The 24,551-nt window shown below is 44.0% G+C and carries 22 protein-coding genes; 18 read left to right on the top strand and 4 right to left on the bottom strand.

The window, feature by feature from the left end:
- Positions 1–41 precede the first annotated feature (41 nt).
- Positions 42–2,168, top strand: a complete 2,127-nt coding sequence (mtlD, locus tag C3420_RS06985) for a bifunctional mannitol-1-phosphate dehydrogenase/phosphatase (protein ID WP_103800016.1) — start codon at positions 42–44, stop codon at positions 2,166–2,168.
- Between the two features lie 65 nt (positions 2,169–2,233).
- On the opposite strand, the gene C3420_RS06980 is transcribed toward mtlD, so the two are convergent.
- Both C3420_RS06980 and C3420_RS06975 read right to left on the bottom strand, forming a co-directional pair.
- Positions 2,234–3,238 carry an ABC transporter substrate-binding protein gene (locus C3420_RS06980; RefSeq protein WP_103800015.1) on the bottom strand — a complete coding sequence of 335 codons (1,005 nt, stop codon included), beginning with the start codon at positions 3,236–3,238 and terminating at the stop codon, positions 2,234–2,236.
- Between the two features lie 10 nt (positions 3,239–3,248).
- Positions 3,249–3,827 (bottom strand): ANTAR domain-containing response regulator, encoded by a 579-nt coding sequence (locus C3420_RS06975; RefSeq protein ID WP_004894872.1) that lies wholly within the window; start codon positions 3,825–3,827, stop codon positions 3,249–3,251.
- A gap of 400 nt (positions 3,828–4,227) precedes the next feature.
- Between C3420_RS06975 and C3420_RS06970 the strand changes: the two genes are divergently transcribed.
- From C3420_RS06970 to C3420_RS06900, 15 genes are all read left to right on the top strand, one after another.
- Positions 4,228–5,577: an MFS transporter gene (locus C3420_RS06970; protein ID WP_076753567.1), complete on the top strand. Its 1,350-nt coding sequence runs from the start codon at positions 4,228–4,230 to the stop codon at positions 5,575–5,577.
- Between the two features lie 35 nt (positions 5,578–5,612).
- Positions 5,613–8,159, top strand: coding sequence for a nitrite reductase large subunit NirB (gene nirB / locus C3420_RS06965; protein WP_103800014.1), 2,547 nt, complete (start codon positions 5,613–5,615; stop codon positions 8,157–8,159).
- 24 nt (positions 8,160–8,183) lie between these two features.
- Positions 8,184–9,794 carry a nitrite reductase small subunit NirD gene (gene nirD / locus C3420_RS06960; protein ID WP_103800013.1) on the top strand — a complete coding sequence of 537 codons (1,611 nt, stop codon included), beginning with the start codon at positions 8,184–8,186 and terminating at the stop codon, positions 9,792–9,794.
- A gap of 274 nt (positions 9,795–10,068) precedes the next feature.
- Positions 10,069–12,846: a nitrate reductase gene (locus tag C3420_RS06955; protein ID WP_103800012.1), complete on the top strand. Its 2,778-nt coding sequence runs from the start codon at positions 10,069–10,071 to the stop codon at positions 12,844–12,846.
- Positions 12,846–13,469 carry a molybdenum cofactor guanylyltransferase gene (gene mobA / locus C3420_RS06950; RefSeq protein WP_103800011.1) on the top strand — a complete coding sequence of 208 codons (624 nt, stop codon included), beginning with the start codon at positions 12,846–12,848 and terminating at the stop codon, positions 13,467–13,469. The genes C3420_RS06955 and mobA overlap by 1 nt, the downstream gene beginning before the upstream one ends.
- Before the next feature lie 227 nt (positions 13,470–13,696).
- Positions 13,697–14,758: a GTP 3',8-cyclase MoaA gene (gene moaA, locus C3420_RS06945; RefSeq protein WP_103800010.1), complete on the top strand. Its 1,062-nt coding sequence runs from the start codon at positions 13,697–13,699 to the stop codon at positions 14,756–14,758.
- Between the two features lies 1 nt (position 14,759).
- Positions 14,760–15,026: a MoaD/ThiS family protein gene (locus C3420_RS06940; protein ID WP_004809395.1), complete on the top strand. Its 267-nt coding sequence runs from the start codon at positions 14,760–14,762 to the stop codon at positions 15,024–15,026.
- A 1-nt stretch (position 15,027) separates the two neighbouring features.
- Positions 15,028–15,594: a molybdenum cofactor biosynthesis protein MoaE gene (locus tag C3420_RS06935; RefSeq protein ID WP_103800009.1), complete on the top strand. Its 567-nt coding sequence runs from the start codon at positions 15,028–15,030 to the stop codon at positions 15,592–15,594.
- 45 nt (positions 15,595–15,639) lie between these two features.
- The gene (gene moaCB / locus C3420_RS06930; protein WP_004809393.1) at positions 15,640–16,563 is read left to right on the top strand and encodes a bifunctional molybdenum cofactor biosynthesis protein MoaC/MoaB; all 924 of its coding nucleotides are present in this window, start codon (positions 15,640–15,642) and stop codon (positions 16,561–16,563) included.
- On the top strand, positions 16,560–17,807 hold the full coding sequence (locus tag C3420_RS06925) for a molybdopterin molybdotransferase MoeA (protein ID WP_103800008.1): 1,248 nt from the start codon (positions 16,560–16,562) through the stop codon (positions 17,805–17,807). Before moaCB ends, C3420_RS06925 begins: the two co-directional genes overlap by 4 nt.
- Before the next feature lie 14 nt (positions 17,808–17,821).
- Positions 17,822–18,577 carry a molybdate ABC transporter substrate-binding protein gene (modA, locus tag C3420_RS06920; RefSeq protein WP_103800007.1) on the top strand — a complete coding sequence of 252 codons (756 nt, stop codon included), beginning with the start codon at positions 17,822–17,824 and terminating at the stop codon, positions 18,575–18,577.
- Between the two features lie 12 nt (positions 18,578–18,589).
- On the top strand, positions 18,590–19,276 hold the full coding sequence (modB, locus tag C3420_RS06915; RefSeq protein WP_048882720.1) for a molybdate ABC transporter permease subunit: 687 nt from the start codon (positions 18,590–18,592) through the stop codon (positions 19,274–19,276).
- Complete coding sequence (locus tag C3420_RS06910; protein WP_103800006.1) at positions 19,276–19,932, top strand: ATP-binding cassette domain-containing protein; 657 nt, start codon at positions 19,276–19,278, stop codon at positions 19,930–19,932. Before modB ends, C3420_RS06910 begins: the two co-directional genes overlap by 1 nt.
- An 84-nt stretch (positions 19,933–20,016) precedes the next feature.
- Positions 20,017–21,219, top strand: coding sequence for an MFS transporter (locus C3420_RS06905; protein ID WP_004809388.1), 1,203 nt, complete (start codon positions 20,017–20,019; stop codon positions 21,217–21,219).
- Positions 21,220–21,540: 321 nt separating this feature from the next.
- Positions 21,541–21,696 carry a hypothetical protein gene (locus C3420_RS06900; protein ID WP_228152947.1) on the top strand — a complete coding sequence of 52 codons (156 nt, stop codon included), beginning with the start codon at positions 21,541–21,543 and terminating at the stop codon, positions 21,694–21,696.
- 158 nt (positions 21,697–21,854) lie between these two features.
- Here C3420_RS06900 and C3420_RS06895 read toward each other — a convergent pair whose 3' ends face one another.
- Positions 21,855–22,193: a P-II family nitrogen regulator gene (locus C3420_RS06895; protein ID WP_008303518.1), complete on the bottom strand. Its 339-nt coding sequence runs from the start codon at positions 22,191–22,193 to the stop codon at positions 21,855–21,857.
- A gap of 406 nt (positions 22,194–22,599) precedes the next feature.
- Between C3420_RS06895 and C3420_RS06890 the strand changes: the two genes are divergently transcribed.
- Complete coding sequence (locus tag C3420_RS06890; protein WP_103800004.1) at positions 22,600–23,613, top strand: M48 family metallopeptidase; 1,014 nt, start codon at positions 22,600–22,602, stop codon at positions 23,611–23,613.
- 90 nt (positions 23,614–23,703) lie between these two features.
- Complete coding sequence (locus C3420_RS06885; protein WP_004809384.1) at positions 23,704–23,907, top strand: hypothetical protein; 204 nt, start codon at positions 23,704–23,706, stop codon at positions 23,905–23,907.
- 8 nt (positions 23,908–23,915) lie between these two features.
- On the opposite strand, the gene C3420_RS06880 is transcribed toward C3420_RS06885, so the two are convergent.
- Complete coding sequence (locus tag C3420_RS06880) at positions 23,916–24,524, bottom strand: MarC family protein (RefSeq protein ID WP_103800003.1); 609 nt, start codon at positions 24,522–24,524, stop codon at positions 23,916–23,918.
- Positions 24,525–24,551: the final 27 nt, after the last annotated feature.

The following is a 24,551-nucleotide window of genomic DNA, read 5'->3' as shown; positions in this document are numbered from 1 at the left end:
ATTGCTCACTTCTTAACTCATTGAATTATAAAAGGGGAGCAATGCTAGAATTTAAAAATCAAATCGTACACGGCGCAATTTTCGATATGGATGGAACCATGTTTGATACTGAACGCTTGCGCTTTCAAACCTTGCAACAAGCTTCACGTGAGCTGATTGGCATTGAATTTTCTGAAAGTTATTTAATGCAGTGTTTGGGCCTTAGTGCTCGTAGTGCAGAGCAATTGGCTAAAGAGCGTTATGGAGAAGATGTACCTTATGCCGAGATTCGTCAACGTGCCGATGTGCTGGAACTGGAGCACGTGCGTCAGTACGGCGTTCCGATTAAAAAAGGTTTATTACAAGTGCTGGAACGCCTGCGCAAAGCTGGTCTGAAAATGGCGGTAGCCACCTCAAGCCGACGTGCGATCGCAGAAGAATATTTAATCAATGCCAATGTCTATAAGTTTTTTGATGTACTGGTCTGTGGCGATGAGATTAAACAGGGGAAACCTCATCCGGAAATTTTTATCAATGCAGCCGAAAAAATCAATTTAAGTCCGGCCCAGTGCCTGATGTTTGAAGATTCTGAAAATGGTCTGCGCTCTGCCTATGATGCAGGCGGGATGACGGTGCTTTTCAAAGACATCAAAACACCGAATGAATCGATGCTGGCACAAGCCCAGTATTATTATGAAACGGTCGAAGATTTCTTGACGGAACTGAACCAGTTTGTTCCGGTTCTGGACATGCCGGAACTGGAGACCACTTTTCCGCAAACACTCAATCAGCTGACTGTCGGGATTCACGGTTTTGGTGCAATTGGCGGCGGTTATCTGGCTCAGGTATTATCACACTGGGATGGATACACACGTCCGCGCAAAATTATTGCTTCGACACGTAATCCGCTTTATCAATCTAGCGTTAATGCTTTTGGCACTTACTGTATTCGCTATGGTCAGAATTCGTTTGACCAGCGTATTGAAAATATGAGCGTAATTGATGCGCATGATCTGGAACAGATGCAGAACATGTATATTGAATCCAGTCTGGTCGCCATTTGCGTACCTGAGGAAGCACTGGTTTCTGAAGCGGAGGTCATTGCACAAGGTTTATACGCACGTTATCTGACTTATGAGCAGCAGGATCAACCACTGACAGTGCTCATTATCCTGAATAAAATCGGTGCTAAACAGAAGGTGATACACCAGATTCTGAATCGTCTGCAACGAATTACCGATGAACAGACTGCACAGAAGATTATGGATCAGCATTACTTCTGTGACACCGTGGTCAACCGTATGGTGTCCAAGCTATCAGACCAGAAACTGTATCGTCAGTTGCGCATTAAATACAACATGTTCAAGCAGTACCAGCTAGATGAAGATCTGTCCACCGTTGATCTGGATGATTCAACCGCATTGAATGCCGAGCAGGAACATCAGGCAGGTCTATATATAGAAGACCTGCGCCGTAACTTCCAGCCGAGTCATATCCTGCAGTCGATGGATCTGATTCTGTTTAATGCTGAAACGGATATGCCGATTTATGTAGAAAATAACAGTCCCTTACTGGCGAAAATGCGGCAGATGATTCTGGTGGATGATATTGCCAATATCCAGCTGATTAAAAACCGCTTATGGAATGGCGTACATGCGATGATGGCCTGGTATGCCAGCCTGCGTGGACATCCGACTATTGGGATTGCCATGTCAGATCAGGCAGTCAGAAAATTTATGCACCAGTCCTTAGCTCAGGTGAAGCATAGTCTATGTTACCAGATTCCAAAACATGCCTCAGATCTGGAACGTCTGGCTCAAAGCTTTAGTGAATCTTGTGCCCATGCTTATCAGGACCCATGCGCACGTGTAGGTCGTGAACCCCTCAGAAAACTTGAGCACAATGAGCGGGTGATGGGCTCGTTGGCGACCTTGCTCAAATATAGCTTGCCTTTTGATGTGGTTTTAAAAGGAGCAGTGCTCGGTTATGTCTATGCTCTGGAGCAGGGCGAATGCGAGCAGCAGGAACTTTTAATGCATTTGCAGATCCAGTTAAGACATATGGCATTAGAACCGCAGCTCTATGAGATGTTGTATGACGAAATGGCACAATTCATCAATCAGATCATTGCTGAAAAACTGTCCTTGCAGAAATTCATGCAACTGAATTTACAACAGGCATTCAGCTGAATAAAACGTTAAATCTAAAAGACCCAGAATTTTCTGGGTCATTTTTTATGGAAATAGGCAATGTTTTAAACAGTAGTCGCTTCTTGCTGATAAATACAGGATTGCGCAATCTGTTTTTTCTCGGCTGCGGTCATTTCAATATCTTCCCATTTTTCCATTTGCTGCAAGAGCCAGCTAAAATCTTCCAGTTTGGGTTGGGCACTTTCACCATGCATATTACGGATAATTGTCTGAATCTTATGGAAGTCATAAACATGCTGATGATCAGAGCATTCAAACTGGATAATCTTATAATCGACCAGCATCTCCCAGACTTCAGACAGGTCAGTTCTCTGTTGCAAATCGGCCTGGGCTTTCTGAATCGCAGTCACTAAAGCTTTTAAGGTCAGTGGATGTTGTTCTGCCCACTCCTGACAGACTGCTAGTACTTTGTCTGCCACTGCAGGAATAATATTTGGGCTGGAGGCCACAATAAAACTATGACCTTCAATCTGTGCCTGTATATTCCACGGCTCACCCACACAAAAGCCATCAAAGACATGTTGGGCAATACCTTTCACCATCGAGGGCGGTGGCGAGGTTAGCATATGAAAGTTTTTAGCCAAATCTGGATCGGTCAATGCCAGCCATTCACGTAAACAGAAATGATGGATTGAATATTTATATACATGCGCCAGATTCACACCTTTATTTTCTTTCAGGGCTTGCACGACTTTTTGCGAACTGGTTTTTTCATCGACATCCGGATGTAAATCCAGCGCATAGCAAAGATCCTGGCGCAGACTTATAAAGGCCTGATTAATACTGAGCACCAAAGGCGTTTGCAGATTGGCTTTCAGTTGATCCTGACCAAGTGCTGCGGCTGGCAACATCGCAGACAGGCAGTGCGCGACATCAAGGAAACCATAAGCCAGACGGTCACGCAGACTGGCCCATGAAGCTTCCCGGATCAAGTTCACATTTAAACCTTGTTCCTGAAAATAACCCTGTTTTTCCGCCCATAAGATCGCGACACAATCAAGCAAAGGAATAAAGCCGATGTTAATTTCATGCTGTTCCAGTTCAGACATTTTCTTCTCCTTATTCGCCCGATAACAGTTTTTGTGCATCCAGCAGACGCCTTGCCATTTCACCCAAAGTTATGCGGTGACTCATGGCATTTTTTCGCAGCAGAGCAAAAGCCTGTTCTTCGCTCATGGAATGCAGTTGAATCAGCAAGGATTTAGCTTTGTCGATGTCACGGCGGTCTGCCAGCTTATCTTGGGTTTCCTTGAGATCATTCAGCAGTTTTTTATGCTTATGGAATTGCTCAATGGAAATCTCCATGATGCTATTCAGCTTGCTCGGATCGATACCATCAACAATATACGCCGTCACACCGGCATCAATCGCGCTTTTGATGGTGTCCTTGTTGGAGTTCTGGGTAAAAAGAACCGTAGGTAATTCATACTGGCTGACGCAGCTTTCGATAATGTCTCGATGCGGGTGATCCATATTCAATAGAATGACATCTGCCTGCAGATTCTTGACATGCGTCATACTTAGATCATGGACGATCAGGCAGGCAACGACGATAAAATCATGCGCAGTCAATGAATCCTGAATAAATTCAGCACGCTCGGCATTGTCATCAATGAGTGCAATTTTAAGTTTTGGCATATTACAGTTTTATTTTGATCCAATGATCGGTACATCTTGAACACATTTATATGCAATTTTTGCGCCATTTTTATGCCATATTAAGCAGGGTTTTCTGTATATTTATGATTCCTTTTTGTGCAAAAGCTTTGAAACAGTGCAATTCCATCAATGTCGTAGGGGATTGCAATGCTTATAAATAAGTTGGGCTAGCGCTTTATCTTTAAAAAATAAGTAAAAAAGCCTTTTTTATAAAATTGGCATAGATCCTGCTAAGTATTTAACAAGATAAGAGTATTGAGTCAAAGGCGACTTATACCTGAAAATTTAGACGGCCAATGACGTCCGTTCTGTTCGATTCTGACCTGCCAAAGCCACAGGCCAGGATATTTATAACGTTCAGTTCTGGAGGAAGATGGTCATGTCTTCAAATTTACAAGCTCAAAAAGCAACAAAAATAAGTCTATTCAGTTTTTCCAGCGTAGCGATGCGTGCCTTCCACATGAGCTGGCTGGCATTCTTTGTCTGTTTCTTCGCCTGGTTTGCCTGTGCGCCGCTGATGCCGGTCATTGCGGGTGAATTCAATCTGACCAAAGCACAAATCGCCAATATCAATATTGCTGCGGTTGCTATCACTATTTTGGTTCGTCTGATTGTGGGGCCTTTATGTGACAAATACGGTCCACGTAAAACCTATTCTGCATTACTGATCATCGGCAGTATTCCTGTCTTTGGTGTCGCAGCTTCTAATAGCTACGAATCCTTCCTGTTCTTCCGCTTATTGATTGGCGCCATTGGTGCCAGCTTCGTGATTACCCAATATCACACCAGCATCATGTTTGCACCAAATGTCGTAGGTACGGCAAATGCGGCAACTGCAGGCTGGGGCAATGCAGGTGGTGGTGCCACGCAGGTATTGATGCCATTAATGCTGGCTGCCCTGGTGATGTTCGGTGTTGAACAGGCAATGGGCTGGAGAATTGCATTGATTGTGCCAGGCGTGATGATGGTGATGGTAGGCTTCCTGTACTGGAAACTGACTCAAGACTGTCCCCAAGGCAACTTTAGTGAATTACGTGCCCAAGGCGTCAGTGTGGGCAGCGATAAAAAAGGTGGCATGGCGATTCTGATGCATGCAGCGAAAAACTACCGCGTCTGGATCCTGTTTGGTGCCTATGCTGCCTGTTTCGGTATCGAAATCTTCATTCATAACATCGTGGCAATGTACTACGTAGAAAACTTCGAGTTTGGCCTGAAAGAAGCGGGTATGGCTGCGGGGATCTTTGGTTTGCTGGCGTTATTTGCACGCGCCCTGGGTGGCATCGTATCTGACAGAGTGGCACTAAGCAAAGGTCTGGATGGCCGTACCAAAGTATTGTTTCTGATGATCCTGCTGGAAGGTGTGTTCCTGGTGGTGTTCTCACAAATGAACAGTGCAATGTTGGCAATCCTGACCATGACGGTATTCGCCCTGTTTACCCACATGGCCTGCGGTGCGACCTATGCGCTAGTGCCATTTATTGACCGTGATGCACTGGGTGGTGTGGCGGGCATTATCGGTGCAGGCGGTAACGTAGGCGCAGTTGCAGCGGGCTTCTTATTAAAAGGCATGCTGGATATACAGACCACATTAATGGTGCTGGGCGGACTAGTGGTGATTGCTGCGAGCTGTGTACTAATGATCCGCTTCTCGGTTGAGCATAAGGAAAAAGAGCAGCGTCTGTTTGAACAGGCGATCCAGGATCGCAACCTTGCTGAAGCGCAAAATTAATACCAGATATTTTAAAATTAGTAGGAAGTAAACATATGAAAATTATCATGATTGGTCATGGCATGGTGGGCCACAAATTTATCGAATCTGTACTTGAACAGGCGGGCGATGAGGTTGAAATCACTATTCTGGCTGAAGAACCACGTTTGGCATATGACCGTGTTCATTTAACTGAATATTTCAGTGGAAAATCAGCAAAAGACTTGACCCTTTGCCGTAGCGACTTTGCGGATGCATATGGGATCGACCTGCGCTTGGGCACTAAAGCAGTTTCAATCAATCAGCATACTCGTACTGTGACTACCCAGCATGGTGAAGAGTTAACTTATGACAAGCTGATTCTGGCAACGGGTTCCTATGCTTTTGTTCCGCCAATCCCGGGGAATGACCGTGAAAATTGTTTTGTTTACCGTACGATTGAAGACCTGGATGCCATTCGTGCAGCGAGTTTAAATGCAAAAACTGGTGTGGTAATCGGTGGTGGTCTGTTGGGTCTGGAAGCAGCCAAAGCCCTGCGTGATCTAAATCTGGAAACACATGTGGTTGAATTTGCACCACGTCTGATGGCAGTCCAGATTGATGATCTTGGCGGAAAAGTTTTACGCTCAAAAATTGAAAATCTGGGTGTTAAAGTTCATACCCAAAAAGCAACCTCATCTATTGAAGACGGTGCCAATGCCAAACATGTGATGAAGTTTGGTGATGGTGCGGAACTGGAAACCGATATTATCCTGTTCTCTGCAGGGATTCGTCCACGTGATGAATTGGCACGTCAAAGCGGGCTGGCCATTGGTGAACGTGGCGGAATCATGATCAATGATTACTGTCAGACTTCTCATCCAGATATTTACGCGATTGGTGAATGTGCACTCTGGAATAACAAGATTTTTGGTCTGGTGGCTCCAGGCTATGACATGGCACGTATCGCTGCAAAGCATGTGCTGCAAGAAGAATGTGCAGCATTTGCTGGTGCAGACATGAGCACCAAGCTGAAACTGATGGGTGTAGATGTTGCTTCGGTGGGTGATGCACATGCCATGACACCAGGTTCACTGAGCTACTTCTACGCCGATGAAGCGGCTCAAGTCTATAAGAAAATCGTGGTCAATGCCGAAAAGACCAAACTGTTGGGTGCAGTACTGGTCGGTTGTGCCAAAGAATATAACGACCTGCTGCAAATGATGCTGAATGGGCTGGCTGTACCTGAGAATCCTGAAAGCCTGATTATGCCGGGCTTTGATCAGGCGACTGCTAAAGCAGGCGGTAGTGGTGTGGATCTACTTCCAGACAGTGCAACCATCTGTTCATGTAATAACGTGTCTAAAGCAGATATCTGCTCTGCGATTGCTGATGGTTCAACTTCACTCGGCGCTCTGAAAAAATGCACCAAAGCAGCAACCGCCTGTGGTGGCTGTGCGCCACTCGTCACTCAAGTATTGAAGTCCGAGTTGCAACGCCAAGGTGTAACGGTGAATAACCATTTGTGTGAACATTTTGCTTACTCACGTCAAGAGCTGTATCACCTAGTTCGGGTTAATGAAATCAAAACGTTTGATGACCTGATTCATCAACATGGACATGGGCTGGGCTGTGACATCTGTAAACCGACAGTAGCGAACATTCTCGCATCTTGCTGGAATGATTTCGTCTTGAAACCAAGCCATGCTGGCTTGCAAGACAGTAACGACTACTACCTCGGTAACATTCAAAAAGATGGTACTTACTCTGTCGTTCCTCGTATGGCAGGTGGTGAAGTTACTCCAGATGGTCTGATCATCATTGGTCAGATTGCTAAAGAATATGGTCTATACACCAAACTGACTGGCGGCCAGCGTGTCGATATGTTTGGTGCGCAACTCCATCAATTACCAGAAATCTGGGAAAAACTGATCAATGCCGGTTTTGAATCAGGTCACGCTTACGGTAAATCCTTACGTACCGTGAAATCTTGTGTCGGTAGCACCTGGTGCCGTTATGGCGTAGATGACTCGGTTGGCTTGGCGATCTTCCTGGAAAACCGTTATAAAGGCCTGCGTTCTCCACACAAACTGAAAATGGCTGTGTCTGGCTGTACCCGTGAATGTGCCGAAGCACAAAGCAAAGACGTGGGCGTGATTGCCACTGAAAAAGGCTGGAACCTATATGTTTGCGGTAACGGCGGTATGAAACCACGCCACGCGGAACTACTGGCATCTGACCTGGATACTCAAACCCTGATCCGCTATATCGACCGTTTCTTCATGTTCTATATCCAGACTGCAGATCGTTTGCAACGTACTTCGGTATGGCGTGACAACCTTGAAGGTGGCCTGGATTATCTGAAAGATGTCATCGTGAATGACTCGCTTGGTCTGGCCGCTGAATTGGAACAGCGTATGCAGCATGTGGTGGGTACTTATCAGGACGAATGGCGTACTGCGATTGAAGATCCTGAAGTACGTAAGCGCTTTAAAACCTTTATTAATGCCAAAGCTGAATTGCAGAATGATCCTCATGTTCAATTTACTGAAGTACGCGGCCAGATCCGTCCGAAAACTGAAGCTGAACGTGATATCACACGTATCCCAGTAGTTGAAGCCTGATTCAAAGCATAAGGAAGAAAGAAGATGACCATTTTAAAAGATATGAATGAACTGAATTGGGTGGAAGTGTGTGCACTGGATGACATTACCCCGAATACCGGTGTAGGTGCATTAATTGAAAATCAGCAAATTGCTTTGTTCCGTGTAGGTCATGAAAAGCGTGTTTATGCCTTAAGTAACCAGGATCCATTTAGTAAAGCATTTGTAATGTCACGCGGGATTCTGGGTGATCTGCAAGGGGAACGCGTCGTCGCTTCACCGATTTACAAGCAGCATTTCAGTCTGGCAACCGGACGCTGTCTGGAAGATAAAGATCAAAAGCTACTGGTTTTTCCAAGCAAGATTGAAAATGGCAAGGTGTTCATTAGCCCAGTGCCACAAAAAACCTATATCACCAGCAACGGTGTTTCACCGGAGAAAATGAAACTGGTACTGGTCGGTAATGGTCTGGCAGGCATGCGCTGTCTAGAAGACCTGTTGGATATGGCACCAGACCGTTATGAAATTACCGTGATTGGTGAAGAGCCGTGGGGCAACTACAACCGCATCATGCTGTCGCCAGTGCTTTCTGGTGAAAAAACCATTGATGACATCATGCTACATCCACATACTTGGTATGCCGACAAAGGCATTCGTCTGATTGCAGGTGACCCAGCGGTTCGCATTGATCGTCCGCGTAAGCAGGTTTATACCGGAAAAGGCGAAGTGATCAGTTATGACCGTTTGATTCTGGCGACGGGTTCCAAGCCATTCGTTCCACCAATCCCAGGTAGCGAATTAAAAGGCGTACTCAGCTTCCGCGACATCTATGATGTAAATACCATGCTGAACTACTGCAAAACCAAGAAAAATGCGGTAGTCATCGGTGGTGGCTTACTGGGCCTGGAAGCTGCTTATGGCCTGAAACAGCAAGGCATGAATGTCAAAGTATTGCATCTGATGGATCGCATTATGGATCGTCAGCTGGACAGCAAAGCCAGCCAGATGCTGAAAACGGCGATTGAACAAAAGGGCATCACCATTCTGAATGAAGCGAATACCGAATGCCTGATTGGTGCAGATGGTCATGTGACCCAAGTGAAACTCAAAGATGGCACTGTGCTGGCTGCTGATCTGGTGGTCTTCGCTGTGGGTATCCGTCCAAATATCGCATTGGCACAAAGTGCCGGTCTGCGTTGTAATCGCGGTGTGCTGGTGAATGACACCATGCAGACTTTCGACCCAAGTATTTATGCGGTGGGTGAATGTATCGAGCACCGTGGTCAAACCTTTGGTCTGGTTGAACCACTTTGGGGCCAAGCGTTCATTTGTGCATCACACCTAGCCGAGCATGGCAGCTTAACCTTTAAAGCGCCAACGGTTCCGACTCAGCTGAAAGTGAGTGGTTGTGATGTGTTCTCTGCAGGTGACTTCGAACCAAAAGATGATTTTGAAGATATCGTACTGAATGACGAGAAACGTCAGATCTATAAACGCATTATTATTCAAAAAGATAAAGTCATTGGTGCGGTGCTGTTTGGTGATACTGAGGATGGTGCCTGGTATGCCGAGCTAATTGCAGATCAAACCCCAATTGCAACGATTCGTAACAAGCTGCTTTTTGGTCGGGATTTTGCATTAAAGAAAGCAGGGTAATTAGATCTCTGTAATTAGTACTTCATAAGAAGGATGTCCTAGCCTCAAATGGAGTGCTAAAGCAACCGTTTACGTGTAGGCATTCCCTTACTTTTGAAAGATCAAAAGTAACAAAAATCTTGGATTCCCATACATTACGTCCTGTAATGATGGGTATCGGTGGCATCCATGCCACCTCACGATAGTGAATGCTTACATGAATTTCATATTTCAAATAAAGCCAAGATAAAAATCGGAATTACGTGAATTTAGATAATTTAGGAGCACAGCAGCAATGAATAGTATCCCAGTGGTGGAACTGCATAGCTCCACAGAATTAAAAACTAAAACCACACAGACCACATGCCCATATTGCGGCGTGGGTTGTGGTGTGACTGCACATGTAACGCCGACCACATCAGGTCCGAAAGTGACTGTTGAAGGTGATGTCAAACATCCTTCGAATTACGGAAAATTGTGCATCAAAGGCAGTAATCTGGTTGATACTTTAGGCTTGGAAACCCGTTTATTGCATCCAATGTTAGGCCGTAAAGACCAGCGTGAAGTTACTGATTGGGATACTGCAACTTCAACGATTGCCCATAAATTCCAGCAATACATCGATCAATATGGCCGTGACAGCATTGCCTTTTATGTCTCGGGTCAGCTGCTGACCGAAGATTATTATGTGGTGAATAAGTTCGTCAAAGGCTATCTCGGCACGGCAAATATTGATACCAATTCACGCCTGTGTATGTCTTCGGCTGTTGCTGCACATAAACGAGCTTTTGGTGAAGATCTGGTTCCAGCCAGTTATGAAGATTTTGAACATACTGACATGGTGGTGCTGGTGGGTTCCAATACTGCATGGTGTCATCCGGTGCTCTACCAGCGCATCATGAAAGCCAAGGAACGGCGTGATCTGTTTGTAGTCGTGATTGATCCGCGTTTTACCAGTACCTGTGAAGCAGCAGATCTGCATCTGCCTATTCTGCCAGGGCAAGACGTTGCACTATTTAATGGCCTATTACAGTACTTATATCAGCATGGTGATGTAGATCAGGAATTTGTTGCTGCACATACCCAAGGGCTGGAACAGGCCTTGGCCAGCAGTACTGCGGAAGCTTCGATTGAAGATGTGGCGGCACGCACCGGTATTTCAGCTGTTAAGCTGAGTCAATTCTTTGAAAAATTTGCCCAGACTGACAAAGTCATGACGTTGTTCTCCATGGGCGTAAATCAGTCATCCCGTGGCGTAGATAAAGCCAACAGTATTATTAACTGCCATTTGCTCACCGGAAAAATTGGTAAGCTCGGTGCAGCCCCATTCTCTATGACCGGCCAGCCAAATGCGATGGGCGGCCGTGAAGTCGGTGGCTTGGCCAATATGCTGGCAGCCCATATGGATTTAGAAAATCTGGAGCATCAACAGCTGGTGCAAAAATTCTGGCAAAGTCCATATATTGCCAAGCAAGCGGGTTTTAAGGCAGTTGATCTATTCCAGGCAGTCGAAAGCGGCAAGATCAAAGCCATCTGGATCATGGCCACAAATCCGGTCGTCAGCTTGCCCGATGCCGATCAGGTGAAGCGTGCTCTGGATAAATGTGAATTCGTAGTGGTCTCTGATATCTGTCAGGATACGGATACTACTCAATATGCTGATGTATTACTTCCAGCTTTAGGCTGGGGCGAAAAAGATGGAACCGTCACCAATTCGGAACGCCGTATTTCAAGGCAACATGCCTTTTTAGATGCGCCGGGTGAAGCCAAATCTGACTGGTGGGCGATTGCACAGGTGGCGAAGCAAATGGGCTTCAGAGGGTTTGATTTTCACAATAGTCATGAAATTTTTAAAGAGCATGCCGAGCTCTCTGCTTATCAGAATGTAGAAATTTCCCAACGTCTAGAAACCCCATATTTCCGTTATTTTAATCTGCAAGGCTTGAGTAATTTAACCACAGAAGAATACGACAAACTGGAACCAGTGCAATGGCCGGTTTGGGGTAAACAGCAACCTGCTCAATCTGTAGGAAGATTATTTGCCCAAGGCCAGTTCAGTCATGCTGATGGTAAAGCAAGATTTATTGCAACTACTGCAATTGATCCGGTCAATCAGGTTTCCAGTGAATATCCTTTAATTCTGAATACTGGTCGGATTCGTGACCAATGGCATACTATGAGCCGCACTGGATTATCTGCCAATCTCAGTACACATCGTGCCGAACCGTATTGTGAAATTCACCCGAATGATGCACTGAAATACGGGATTCAGGATGGTGAGCTGGTCGAAGTTCGTTCTGAATGGGGCCTATGTATTTTACGTGCTCAGGTTAGTGACAATATCCGTCGTGGTCAGATCTTTACACCAATCCACTGGAATGATCAGATGGCATCCGATGCACGTATCGGCAAGCTGGTGAATCCGGTGGTCGATGCCATTTCTGGCGAGCCTGAGTTTAAGCATACGCCAGTGTTGATCCAGCCATTCCATACCCAGTGGCAGGGTGTGCTGTATGTGCGTGAAGGTTTTGAAAGTTATGTGCAACCCTTTATTGACAAGAGCATCTGGTGGACCAAGGTAAAGGCTATTCGTGCGACACGTTATGAAATTGCAGATCGTCAGAAATTTAGCACTACGACCGAACAGCTGAAAAGCCTGTTGCCCTTTACTGAAGAGGACTTTGAATGGCTAAATCTGGAAGACCAGACCGCGCATATCAGCCATAGCATAGTGTTGCAGGACGGCAAGCTGATTGCCAGCCTGTATATCGCACCAAAAGAGCTGTTGCCAGATCGCGACTGGTTATCGGGGCTATTTCAGCGTGAACGACTCAGTGCCATGCACCGTAAAGCGTTGCTGGCCGGTCAGACGATCTCAATGAGCAAGAGTGAAGGTGCGCTAGTGTGTAGCTGTTTTAAAGTCGGTAAAAACCGCATCATCCAGACGATTAAAGAAAAAAATATCACTAACGAAAAACAGGTGACCGCATGTCTAAAAGCCGGCGGTAACTGCGGTTCCTGCTTACCTGAAATTCGTGGCCTGATTAAAGCTTGCCAGACGGAGTCCGTATAATGAAAAGAATCCATAAGAGTATAAATTATCCACCCACCGATTTAGTCATCCTGGCTGGTGGCCAGGCGCGTCGGATGAATGGTATTAACAAGCTGCTGCAAAAGTTTGATGATGAAATTCAACTGATCAAGATTCACCAGCAGCTTAGATCGCGTGTTGGTCAGGTCTGGATCAACAGCCACCGTGATCACTCCATTTATGAACGCCTTATTCCATCAATCCGCTATTTTCAGGATGATGAACCGGGCTTTCACGGACCCTTGATGGGCATGAAAAGTGCCTGGTCTCATGTGCAGTCTGACTACGTGCTGTTTGTACCATGCGATGTGACTTACATTCCCAAAAAGGTTATTTCTGGATTACATCGGGCCATGCAGCGAGATCTTCTTTGTGAAGTGGCTGTAGTGGAAATAAATGATATAGCATTATATCCATTCTGCTTACTTAAACGAAGCAGTTTGCCGACACTGGTTCAGCATCTTGAACAAAATCAGCGCAGCTTAAGACATTGTTTTGCGAAAATGCACATGCAAATGGCGCGATTTAAAAATCATGCACTGTTTTTTCACAGCATTAACTCCTTTGATGAATTGCAGCAGCATCAGCAACTGCACTTTCTCTAAGTGCTGAGTGAATGGTGCTTAAAAGCAGGGCAATACATCTGTTTAAAACTCTTATTTTTCTTAAATTCCAATAAATCGCACTCAAATATTAAAAAACCGCAATTTCTGCGCAAAGTTGGAACATTTATTGCAATTTAACCCTAGAGCAATAGCAATTTAATAGGGCATCGGTCAGCAAAACATTTGGCTAGAAACAAAGTTGATGATCGACCCTGATGGAATAAGTAATGAACCATATCAATCCTTTACAGCAGGCTGAACCAGTCCCGGTATTTCAGGATCAGTTTGGACGCAATAAGCGTAAGCTCCGTATCTCTGTGACGGATCGCTGTAATTTTAAATGTGTTTATTGCATGCCAGAACATCCGGAATGGATGAAAAAACACGATTTACTCAGCTTTGAAGAACTCTACCATTTTTGTGAATTCATGGTTCGCCGTGGTATTGAACAGATCCGGATTACCGGTGGCGAACCTTTAATGCGCCAAGGTGTGGTGCATTTTATTGCTGAATTACAACAACTGAAAAAAAGCGGCTTGAAACGTATTTCAATCACTACGAATGGTCATTATCTCAAACAATATGCAGCAGAATTAAAGCAGGCCGGGCTAGATGACCTGAATATCAGTCTGGACAGCCTGGATGCAGAGCAGTTTGAACAATTAACTGCAAAAAAACTGCAACCCGTATTAGAAGGCATTCAAGCAGCCCAGCAGGCTGGCTTTCAAATCAAAATTAATACAGTACTCATCAAAGGCATCAATGATGACCAGATTCTGTCTTTGGCACACTGGGCCAAACGCGAACAAGTTGAATTGCGTTTTATCGAGTTTATGCCACTCGATGGCGACCAGAACTGGTCACGTGATCATGTGGTTAGCGAGCAGGACATTCTGGATGAATTGGCTACAGAATTTGAAGTAAAGATCAGACAAGGTCAGGGGACTAATCCAGCACGAAGCTATTACATTGAAGGTATGTCGATCGGCATTATTTCAACGATTACTAATTCATTCTGTGGTAACTGTGACCGTTTACGACTGAATGCTCAAGGTGAATTATTTAACTGCTTATTCTCAACTCAAGGTCTAAAACTCAAAAACAGTATTCAACAGTTAAGACAGCACCTAGCATCAGCTGAACAAACCCTGCAACAACAGCTGCAACCCTATATCTGGAATAAAGCTGCTGGCTTTCAGGCCATTCAGGCTCAGCAAAGACTGTTCAATCCCTCCCATAAAACCCATTCAAATTTCCGAAAAATCAGCATGCATATGATAGGAGGCTAAGATGACTACAAAACTTCAATCATCGATTACCGTCAAAATCGAATCTTTCGGTGCGATCGAACGTCAGTTACCTCAAGATTTAACTGTGCAATGTCAGATAGACAGTCTGGTTGCCGATGTACTCAATAAAGTCATTCAGTCCTTTCCAGAAGCTTTCAACCTGTTAGAGCGTTGTGCCTGTGCCATCGGTGAAGACATTATTTCTCGTCAGACTCGATTAAATCAGGACAGTACTCTAGTGTTGCTGTCACCGGTCGCAGGAGGTTGAGATGGAACTGAAACAATTTGCCCGTATTCAGGGCACACCGCTGCAACAGGACGTATTTGATGGGATTCAATATTTTCCTGAATGTGGGGGAATCGGTATTTTTGTCGGAACAGTACGAAATCATCATGAAGGTAAAGCGGTTAAAGCACTGAAATATACCGCTTATGCACCTGTTGCTGAAAAGATGATTCGCCAGATCGAGCAGGAAATTCAGGCTGAATATGGCGTGTCCTATGTCCGAATTGTACATCGCATCGGTTCATTGGATATTGGTGATATCGCCATTATTGCCATGGCCTATGCACCACATCGTCGGGAAGCTTTTCAAGCCTGCGAAGAAGCCGTGGAACGGGTCAAGCATGAAGTACCGGTCTGGAAAGAAGAATTCTATATGGATGGCAGTAGTCAATATGTCGAAGGTTGCTGCATTCGTCGTGACCAAGGTTCAAATCATCACCCTCATAGAAAGCATGCGCATACTCATAACTGTACTGATGCACATACATCGGAAAAATTGCCTTTGAACCTGATCCAGCCAGATGTTCCTGTTTATCAATGGCCGCTATAAATTCAAGTTTGAGTAAAAAATGAAAAGATTCAAGAAGGATAAGCCATGAAAGATGTCGGAATGAAACCGGAAAGTTACCGCACTGCTATTGCCACCGGGATTCTGCATGCGCCGCCACACTGCATTGAATTACTGCGTAATGGTAATACCGACAAAGGTGATGCGCTAAAAACCGCTCGGATCGCAGGGATTTTAGGCGCAAAACGTACTGATGAACTCATTCCTCTATGTCATCCACTGCCAATTTATCGGGCCGATGTGGAATATGAGCTTGAAGAAGCTCATGTAGTGATTACTGCGGTAGTGGAAACGATTGGTCCAACGGGTGTGGAAATGGAAGCACTGACAGCAGTCAGTCTGGCAGGTTTGACCCTTTACGATATGCTGAAACCACATTGTGAGCCGGAAGAATTATGTCTGGATCAGGTTAAACTGGGGCAAAAAAAGGGTGGAAAATCACATTTCACCCGTGTTCTGAAAGAACCTTTACCAGCCTCTGTCATTGTACTTTCTGATACCGTGGCATCTGGCAAGAAAGCCGACACAGCCGGGCAGAATGTGATGGAAATTCTGGAAGAAGCTAATTTTGGCTTTATCCACTATCAGGTGATTCCGGATAGTCCTGAACAGCTAAAAGCTTTAATTGAACAGCAAAAAAATGATTATCCATTAATTCTGACAGTGGGTGGTACGGGACTCGGCCCTAAAGATCTGACAGTGGAAACTATTCAACCCTTACTAACCCGTGAAATTCCGGGACTGATGGAAGCTGCACGCAGTTTTGGTCAACGTCGTACACCTTACGCAGCACTGAGCCGTGGTGTCGCAGGTTATATTGAAAACAGCCTGATCCTTACCTTACCGGGTAGCCGCCAAGGGGCTAAAGAATCCTTAGTGGCGATTTTACCTGCACTCGTACATCTGTTTGATGTACAGAAAAATATTCCCCATGCAGGAGGCTATGAATGAACTCTGCTGTAACGACAGAACATTCCGTCTGTGGCAGTGAACCCGGCCTAATTTCTGTCGATCAGGCTCTGCAGATGATTCTAGATCATACTGATCATTTAGCCATTGAAACACGGCCCTTAAGTCAGGCACTGAACCGTTTCGTAGCCGAAGATATTTATTCAAAAACTCAGCTGCCGATATTTTCGCAAAGTGCTGTAGACGGTTATGCCATCTGTATGGATATCGACATGCCAGCAGAAAGCAGTTTTGAACTGATTGGTGAAATTCGTGCTGGACAGGGAGCTGATCTGATACTTGAGCCAGGTCAGGCAGTACGCATCTTTACGGGTGCGAAAATTCCGTTGCAGACCACGACGGTGGCAAGACAGGAAATTGTACAGCTCAGGGACTCGACCATTATCTTGACTGAAGCCTTGCGACTGGATGCTGATATCCGTCAAGCGGGTGAAGAAATTTGCATGGGCCAATGCCTGGCTGTTCAGGGGCAGCAACTCAGTATTGGAACAATTGCAGCCTTGAGTATGGCAGGCGTGCATGAAGTATCCGTTTATCGCTATCCTAAAATTGCAGTCATCATTACTGGTGATGAAGTCGCTGAAACAGTTGAAGACTTAAATTCCGGCAAAATTTTTGATGCCAATGCTCCTTTAATTCAAGCTTGGTTCCAGTCCAGAAACCAGCAGGTTGAGATCATGCATGTTGCCGATACCGAACAGGCGGTCAGCGCGCTATTTAAAAGGCTGAGAACCCAGTACGATCTGATTCTGACCACCGGTGGTGTATCGGTAGGAGATTATGACTTTGTCCGTCCGGTCGCACTAAAACTGGGTTTTGAACAGTTATTCTGGAAAGTCAAACAGAAACCTGGCAAGCCAATGTTCTTCGCCAGATCTGAGCGACCCGATCAAAGTCCATGTTATTTACTCGGCCTGCCGGGTAATCCTGCTGCAGTCTATATAGGCATGCAGATCTATGTATCAACCTTAATCAGTACGTTACAAGGTCAAAAGCAATTACCACAATGGTTTAGTGCAGTAATGAGTCATGACTTAAAAGCCGATAGCCGGGAACGTTTTTTGCGTATGGCATTAAGTTTTGAATCGGGAATGCTAAAGCTTTCCAGCTTGCCGAAGCAACAGTCGCATATGCTGAGTAACCTGATGCAGGCCAATTGTATTGTCCGTATTCCGGCGGCGCAAAGCATCCAGACCGGTCAGATCCTGCAAGGTCTGTTTATTTAAGGAATATGTCACCGATGAAAAAGGGATTGATCTTATTCAGTGCAGTTTTCCTTTCCTGTTCAGTCCAGGCTGGCAGTACCGTCCGAGTCTATGCGGCCGCCAGTCTGAGCAATGCGGTGACGGAGATTGCCAGACGTTATGAAAAACAGTATCCCTCAATCAAAGTAGTGCTGGTCTTTGCAGCGTCTTCATCGCTCGCCCGACAAATTCAAACTGGCGCACCGGCTGATATTTTTTTCTCTGCCGATCAGGACTGGATGAATTATCTGGTAAAAAAACAAAAAATAGCTAGATCTCAAGTAAAGCCATTATTAAGCAATGAACTGGTATTAATCAGTCCTTTACAGCGTCAGCAAAGCTTTCAGGCCAGTTCTCAATTTAATTTTGCCCAGTCCTTTCAGGGGTATGTATGTACCGGACAAATGGAATCTGTGCCTGTTGGCAAATATGCCAAACAGAGTCTAACCAATCTGAAATGGTTAAAGGGTCTGCAAGGCCGCATTGTCGGAACAGATAGTGTACGTTCGGCCTTGGCTTTTGTGGAACGTGGTGAATGTCAGGCCGGGATTGTGTATAAAACCGATGCGTTACAGAGTAAAAAAGTGAAAATTGCTGGGGTCTTTCCAGCTCATACGCATAGCCCGATTGTCTATCCAATTGCCTTGACTCAGCAGGGCAGTAAAAATGCCGATGCAGTCAAATTCATACGTTTTATGAGTCAGCATACCGAGGCGAAAAAGATTTATCAGCACTATGGTTTTAAACTCTAGGATGGTTCCAGTATGCTGACACCAGAGGAACTCAGTGCATTGTATCTGTCAGCAAAGGTTGCAGGTTTTGCCACAGCGATCAGTTTGCCGTTTGCCATTTTATTGGCGTGGATTCTGGCACGTTATGAGTTTCGTCTGAAATATGTGGTGGAAACACTGTTGCACCTGCCGATGGTTTTACCACCTGTGGTATTGGGCTATTTATTATTGATCGTCTTTGGTGGCAATGGCTGGATTGGACAATGGTTGCAGCAGTGGGGCATTCAGCTGGCTTTTAACTGGAAAGGTGCAGTGCTGGCCGCCATGATTGTAGCTTTCCCCTTAATGGTGCAACCGATCCGGTTGTCCTTTCAAATGATTAATCCGCAACTGGAACAGGTAGCAAATTCTTTGGGTGTTCAGCCCTATAAAGTTTTTTGCAGTATCAGCTTACCGCTGGCGTTGCCCGGTATTCTGATTGGCAGTATTCTCTGTTTTAGCCGCAGTCTGGGAGAATTCGGTGCTACCATCACCTTTGTTGGCAACATTCCTGACGAAACCCGCACCATTCCGATTGCAATCTATTCCCTATTACAGCAACCTGATGGCGAACAGATGGCTTTACGACTGGTGCTTTTATCTCTAGGTCTGGCTTTTGCAGCATTATTGGCGAATTACTGGATTATGCAAAAATATCAGCAGAAAATTCAGGAGCGCTAATGCTGCAATGTGAGTTTCATTATCAAAAGGATGCCTTTAGTTTAGATGCAGCAGTCCAGATGCAGAATTCTGTCTTGGGAATTGTTGGACCTTCGGGAGCAGGCAAAACTACTTTTTTTAAATTACTCCTTGGGCTCTATCAACCACAATCTGGCCATATTCATTTAAATAAACAGATCCTGACTGATACAAATCAGAAAATTCATATTCCCATCCATCAGCGTAAAATCACTTTGATATTTCAACAGGCGATGCTGTTTCCACATATGAATGTTGAACAGAACCTGCTTTACGCCAAAAAATGGGGCAAATTGGAACAGGAAAAATTCCAATTAAAGGAGATTGCCGAGTTACTGGAAATTGATCATCTATTGCAGCGTCGGGTTCAGCAATTATCGGGTGGGGAAGCACAGCGTATTTCGATCGGGCGGGCGTTGTTGTCCAGTCCTGAATTACTGCTCTTGGATGAGCCATTGACTGGCCTGGATACCAAACTGAAACAGCAGATCCTGCCATTTTTTACTCGCATCCGCGATGAAATACAGGTGCCGATGATTTATGTGACCCATCATCATGAAGAGCTGGAACAGCTGGATGCAGAAATTATTGAATTACAGGATCATCAGCTAAGCAATTCGCCGAAATACCTTTTTTAAGAATACTTATAAATAAAAAATAAAATAAATTTCAAGTAATTTGGCTTGGCGTATAATCTTCAGCCATTACCGGATGCTACATGGATGAATATGACGGATATTGCACAGACCGAAGTAACGCGGTCTGCCTCAAAAATGGTTTTACCCATTGTCTTTGCTGTTGCCCTTGCACATTTCTTAAATGACCTGATTCAAGCCTGTTTACCAGCCATCTATCCCTTATTGAAAACTAATTATGACCTGAGTTTTGGTCAGATCGGCTTAATCTCTCTCGTGTATCAATTGACGGCGTCTTTATTACAACCTTGGGTGGGCTTCTATACTGACAAATATCCAAAGCCTTATCTTTTACCGATCGGTATGGGTTTTACCCTGTTTGGGATTCTGCTGTTAGCTCTATCTCAGAGTTTTGTAATGCTATTGGTTTCCGCTGCAATTATCGGGATCGGTTCTTCGACTTTTCATCCGGAAGCATCACGTGTAGCGCGTATGGCTTCTGGTGGCAAGCTCGGTACTGCACAATCAGCCTTTCAGGTCGGTGGCAATAGTGGCTCTGCAGTAGGACCGTTACTGGCTGCACTGATTATTATTCCAAATGGACAAGCGTCTTCGGCATGGCTGATGCTGTTTGCTGCTTTTGGCATATTTGTATTATTTAAGGTTAGCCGCTGGACCATCACAAATAGCCAGACACAACTGAAAAAGATGGGTGCTACAGCAGCGTCCAAACTGCATGGAATCACTTTAATCCGTGCGCTTGGTGTCATTGGTATCCTGATGATCGCCAAATTTACTTATACAGTGAGCATCAGTAATTATTTTACTTTTTACCTGATTGATAAATTTGGTATCTCAATCCGAGATGCGCAGCTCTATCTATTTGCCTTTTTGGGCGCCGTCGCTTTGGGCACTTTCTTTGGTGGACCCATTGGAGACCGGATCGGCCGTAATGCAGTGATCTGGTTTTCCTTTTTAGGTATGGCACCATTTGCCTTACTCATGCCGTATGCCAATTTATTCTGGACTTGTATCTTTTCAATTTTCGCTGGCCTGATTTTATCGTCAGCATTTTCAGCGATGGTGGTGTATGCTCAGGAAGCAGTACCAGGCCGTGTGGGTACGATTGCCGGTTTGATGTTTGGCGTAATGTTTGGCATCAGTGGGATCGCAGCAGCAGGATTAGGTTATGTGGCAGATCATACCAGCATTGCCTGGGTATTCCAGTTATGTTCATACCTGCCATTATTGGGCATACTGAGTTTCTTCCTGCCTAAAACTCAAAAATAAAAACAGAATCAAGACCTACGTTCGAAACAGAATATTGCCTATCTTAAAACCTCAAAGATGAAGCATTTTTGAGGTTTTTTTTATATTTCATCTAAACTTTATAAAGAGAAGATTAGGTAAAAATATGTGATTGATATTGCATTGCTTTATTTAATAAATATTATGTTATATTATAATGAATAAAAGATATCCAATTTATGAATTGGAATAATAATTGCTTGGTCTAAAACAAAGAAAAATCAATTCAGTAATTACAAATTTGGAGGGGAAGCGATGAAAGTAAGAATAATATCTACTCTCGCATTATTAGGTGGCATTTGCATGTTTACGACCGTCACTATGGCAGGTGAGGGTGGTTTGCATTTTGCAGAAAAAAATATTGCTAAGGCAGCAGAATATCTTGAGAAAAAGAAAGTAACGGTAGCAGATAGCGAAGTCTTACATGCCAAAACAGTCGAAGCTAAAACTCAAAAATAAATACTCAAGTTATCCAGAATAAAGCTCACTTCATCATGAGATGGGTGAGCTGTTCTGCAAGTTATCAAGTTATATAGATCCACTAACTGAAATATAATTTGCATAGATTCATAAACAGCATTTCTGTAGAGATAAATTTTTACTTTTACAAAAGATGCCTAAATTGCTGCTACTCCAGTTTCGCTGGTTCTGATTCGCACGACCTGCTCTAAAGGAGTGACAAAAATTTTGCCATCACCAATTTTATCGGTACATGCCGCTTTAATGATACCTTCAATCACCTGATCTACCTTTTCATCTGGGACGGCAACTTCTACTTTTACTTTCGGAAGGAATTCAGCACTATACTCAGCACCATGATACATTTCAGAGTGACCTTTCTGGCGTCCGGCACCTTTTACCTCAGTGACTGTCAAACCATGAACACCCTGATGAGAAAGTTCAGCACGTACATCATCGAGTCTGAATGGTTTAATAATTGCTGTTATTAATTTCATCTCGATCTCCTTGGCTTATCTTAATTCTTTAAAAATAGAAGCCATTGAATAGAGATACAATTTAAATATGTATTTACTGTTTCAAATTCACTTCATAGACACGAAATCCGCATGAATGATTTTTCAGATTGCTTTTATATGAATAAAAGGGAGGATTAAGTTAGAAATGAGTACTGCTACTTTTTTTAATCTTATTTCTTTGCTTTAATTCTGCTTATCCTAATTTAACCTTAACCAATTCTCATTTTTAATATAAAAATAATTAATTCAGAAGCTTAGTTGAAAAAATTATTTTCTAAGTGATTAGCAATAGAATAGTGACCAAACATTTATTAAATACAGCTTCACAATTCAAAAGAATTCCGCTAAAACTACAATCAAATGTTAATAAAATGTAATTTTTTGTATGAAAAATTTATTTTCAGCACTCATTGCTGTTGGGGCTCTAACGGGTTGTATCAATACCACTCATATGGGACACGGAGCTGACCGTAAACAACTCATGTTGTTATCTCAAGATCAGGTCGTTGAACAGGCGAAGCGTAAATTTACCCAAAAAACGGGACTTATCGAAAAAGAATATTTAAGTGAAGCTGAAATACGTTGCGCTAAAATTATGAACAGAATAATTCCTTATACGGATCATTACATTTCAGCAGATCGAACAATTAAATGGGGCGTTCATCTTTATCATTCAGACAAATCCAATGCAGGTGCCTTGGCTAATGGCATGATTTTCATGAGCCACAAGATGGTAAATCGTGCGATGCTGGATGATGAAGCGCTGGCTTACGTTCTGGCGCATGAAATGGCACATGTTATTCGTGAGCACCAGCGTGAAACACAGAGCTGGAAATATATTGTAAGTCCACTTTTAGTGGGAACTGCCTGGGCAACAGCAGGAACTTCAGCACTGATTACGGGCGTATTACATGATGGGTATGGTAGTACCTATCAGCGCCGCATGGAGAAAGAAGCAGATTTGTTGGGACTCGAACTTATGGCAAGAGCAGGATATAACCCTAAACAGGGAATTGCAGTATTCGCTCAGTTCTATCCGACTTTTCTGAAAGAATACCCGATACAAAGCAAGTTACCTGCATTTATGCAACGGCATCCATCTTTAAAGCAGCGTTTAAAATATGCCGAAGAAAATCTGGATAGCCCGATGGCGCTTTATGATAAAAGCACTACGGAACAGTTGAGCTCTAAAAATCTGATTGAAATCAAACAGGATCCAAATACGAGGTTACTGATTAATGGTCAACTGGTACGTAATATTGATATTGAGTCGATTACCAAGGATGCAGAAGGCAAGCTTCATTATGTACTCAAATCGAATGTGCAAACCAGCGTTACCAGTCAGAGTCCAGTGAGTCAGCCAAAAGACGCCTTGAGCACAGTGAAAAGGGTGCTATAACTTGATAAACATGGATTTACCAGACTTCAACAGCATATGATTTATAGTGTTTTAAACTGAAATCAATTGTTTGATGATGCGTTGAAATGAATGAGAGTAAATACCAAGAAATTAACCGCTAAATTGCTCACGGCCCATTGGACACGTGAGCAGGACATTATACTGATTGAAAATAATAATTTACCTATTGAACAACTCAGTGAAATGCTGAAATGCAGTCAAGAAGATATTATGGCCCGCCGAAAAGTCTTAGGGCTGGTGACGCGCAATAAACAGTTAAGACGGCTTTTATAATGATTGAATTAACCTTGCATGATGCCATTTACGCCCGTGACAATCATATCAATCGCAATTGTCCCAATCAGCAGTGCAGCAACACGACCAACAATATCGACATATAAATCGATATAGTTGGAGTATTTATGCTGTAAATGATCATGTAAATATTTCATCAGAATTAACAGGCTACAGGTCAGAAACAGGGTAGAGAAAATCACCAGAATGGTTTGCCATAAACTGAGCTGAATGCCGGTAATCACGGATGCCGAAATGGTTCCTGGACCAATCATAAAGGGCATGGCAATGGTGCCCGCCAGATGACTGGGTGCACCACGCATGACCCCAATCGTATCGGCACCTTCAAATACATAACGATAGCCAATCACCAGAAAGATAATACCGCCAAAAATCTGAAAGGATTCAAAGCGGACATGCAGCACTTCCTGAAAGAAGGCTTCACCAGTTTTTGCAAAAATGATGAACACAATAAAGCTGATCAGACTGCCCTGAATCAATGCCATGTTGAATACTTTAGCCTCGGAATTACGGATAATTCCGAGCATGTAAATACTCATCAAAAAAGGATTGAGCAGGGAGAAGAACAGGGCAAAGGCATTTAAAGTTTCTGACATTATTCAATCCTTTTTAATGGGTCTTAT

It is taken from the genome of Acinetobacter sp. ACNIH3 (assembly GCF_002918965.1).
In the GTDB taxonomy this organism is placed as follows: Bacteria; Pseudomonadota; Gammaproteobacteria; order Pseudomonadales; family Moraxellaceae; genus Acinetobacter; species Acinetobacter schindleri.
Note: the sequence above shows the minus strand (reverse complement) of the source record. Positions and strands in the feature narration are given on the sequence as shown.

Excerpts from the sequence above, each read along its gene's own strand:
- mtlD (WP_103800016.1), top strand. The coding sequence starts at position 42 with ATGCTAGAATTTAAAAATCAAATCGTACACGGCGCAATTTTCGATATG.
- C3420_RS06980 (WP_103800015.1), bottom strand. The coding sequence starts at position 3,238 with ATGTCTGAACTGGAACAGCATGAAATTAACATCGGCTTTATTCCTTTG.
- C3420_RS06975 (WP_004894872.1), bottom strand. The coding sequence starts at position 3,827 with ATGCCAAAACTTAAAATTGCACTCATTGATGACAATGCCGAGCGTGCT.
- C3420_RS06970 (WP_076753567.1), top strand. The coding sequence starts at position 4,228 with ATGTCTTCAAATTTACAAGCTCAAAAAGCAACAAAAATAAGTCTATTC.
- nirB (WP_103800014.1), top strand. The coding sequence starts at position 5,613 with ATGAAAATTATCATGATTGGTCATGGCATGGTGGGCCACAAATTTATC.
- nirD (WP_103800013.1), top strand. The coding sequence starts at position 8,184 with ATGACCATTTTAAAAGATATGAATGAACTGAATTGGGTGGAAGTGTGT.
- C3420_RS06955 (WP_103800012.1), top strand. The coding sequence starts at position 10,069 with ATGAATAGTATCCCAGTGGTGGAACTGCATAGCTCCACAGAATTAAAA.
- mobA (WP_103800011.1), top strand. The coding sequence starts at position 12,846 with ATGAAAAGAATCCATAAGAGTATAAATTATCCACCCACCGATTTAGTC.
- moaA (WP_103800010.1), top strand. The coding sequence starts at position 13,697 with ATGAACCATATCAATCCTTTACAGCAGGCTGAACCAGTCCCGGTATTT.
- C3420_RS06940 (WP_004809395.1), top strand. The coding sequence starts at position 14,760 with ATGACTACAAAACTTCAATCATCGATTACCGTCAAAATCGAATCTTTC.
- C3420_RS06935 (WP_103800009.1), top strand. The coding sequence starts at position 15,028 with ATGGAACTGAAACAATTTGCCCGTATTCAGGGCACACCGCTGCAACAG.
- moaCB (WP_004809393.1), top strand. The coding sequence starts at position 15,640 with ATGAAAGATGTCGGAATGAAACCGGAAAGTTACCGCACTGCTATTGCC.
- C3420_RS06925 (WP_103800008.1), top strand. The coding sequence starts at position 16,560 with ATGAACTCTGCTGTAACGACAGAACATTCCGTCTGTGGCAGTGAACCC.
- modA (WP_103800007.1), top strand. The coding sequence starts at position 17,822 with ATGAAAAAGGGATTGATCTTATTCAGTGCAGTTTTCCTTTCCTGTTCA.
- modB (WP_048882720.1), top strand. The coding sequence starts at position 18,590 with ATGCTGACACCAGAGGAACTCAGTGCATTGTATCTGTCAGCAAAGGTT.
- C3420_RS06910 (WP_103800006.1), top strand. The coding sequence starts at position 19,276 with ATGCTGCAATGTGAGTTTCATTATCAAAAGGATGCCTTTAGTTTAGAT.
- C3420_RS06905 (WP_004809388.1), top strand. The coding sequence starts at position 20,017 with ATGAATATGACGGATATTGCACAGACCGAAGTAACGCGGTCTGCCTCA.
- C3420_RS06900 (WP_228152947.1), top strand. The coding sequence starts at position 21,541 with ATGTTTACGACCGTCACTATGGCAGGTGAGGGTGGTTTGCATTTTGCA.
- C3420_RS06895 (WP_008303518.1), bottom strand. The coding sequence starts at position 22,193 with ATGAAATTAATAACAGCAATTATTAAACCATTCAGACTCGATGATGTA.
- C3420_RS06890 (WP_103800004.1), top strand. The coding sequence starts at position 22,600 with ATGAAAAATTTATTTTCAGCACTCATTGCTGTTGGGGCTCTAACGGGT.
- C3420_RS06885 (WP_004809384.1), top strand. The coding sequence starts at position 23,704 with ATGAGAGTAAATACCAAGAAATTAACCGCTAAATTGCTCACGGCCCAT.
- C3420_RS06880 (WP_103800003.1), bottom strand. The coding sequence starts at position 24,524 with ATGTCAGAAACTTTAAATGCCTTTGCCCTGTTCTTCTCCCTGCTCAAT.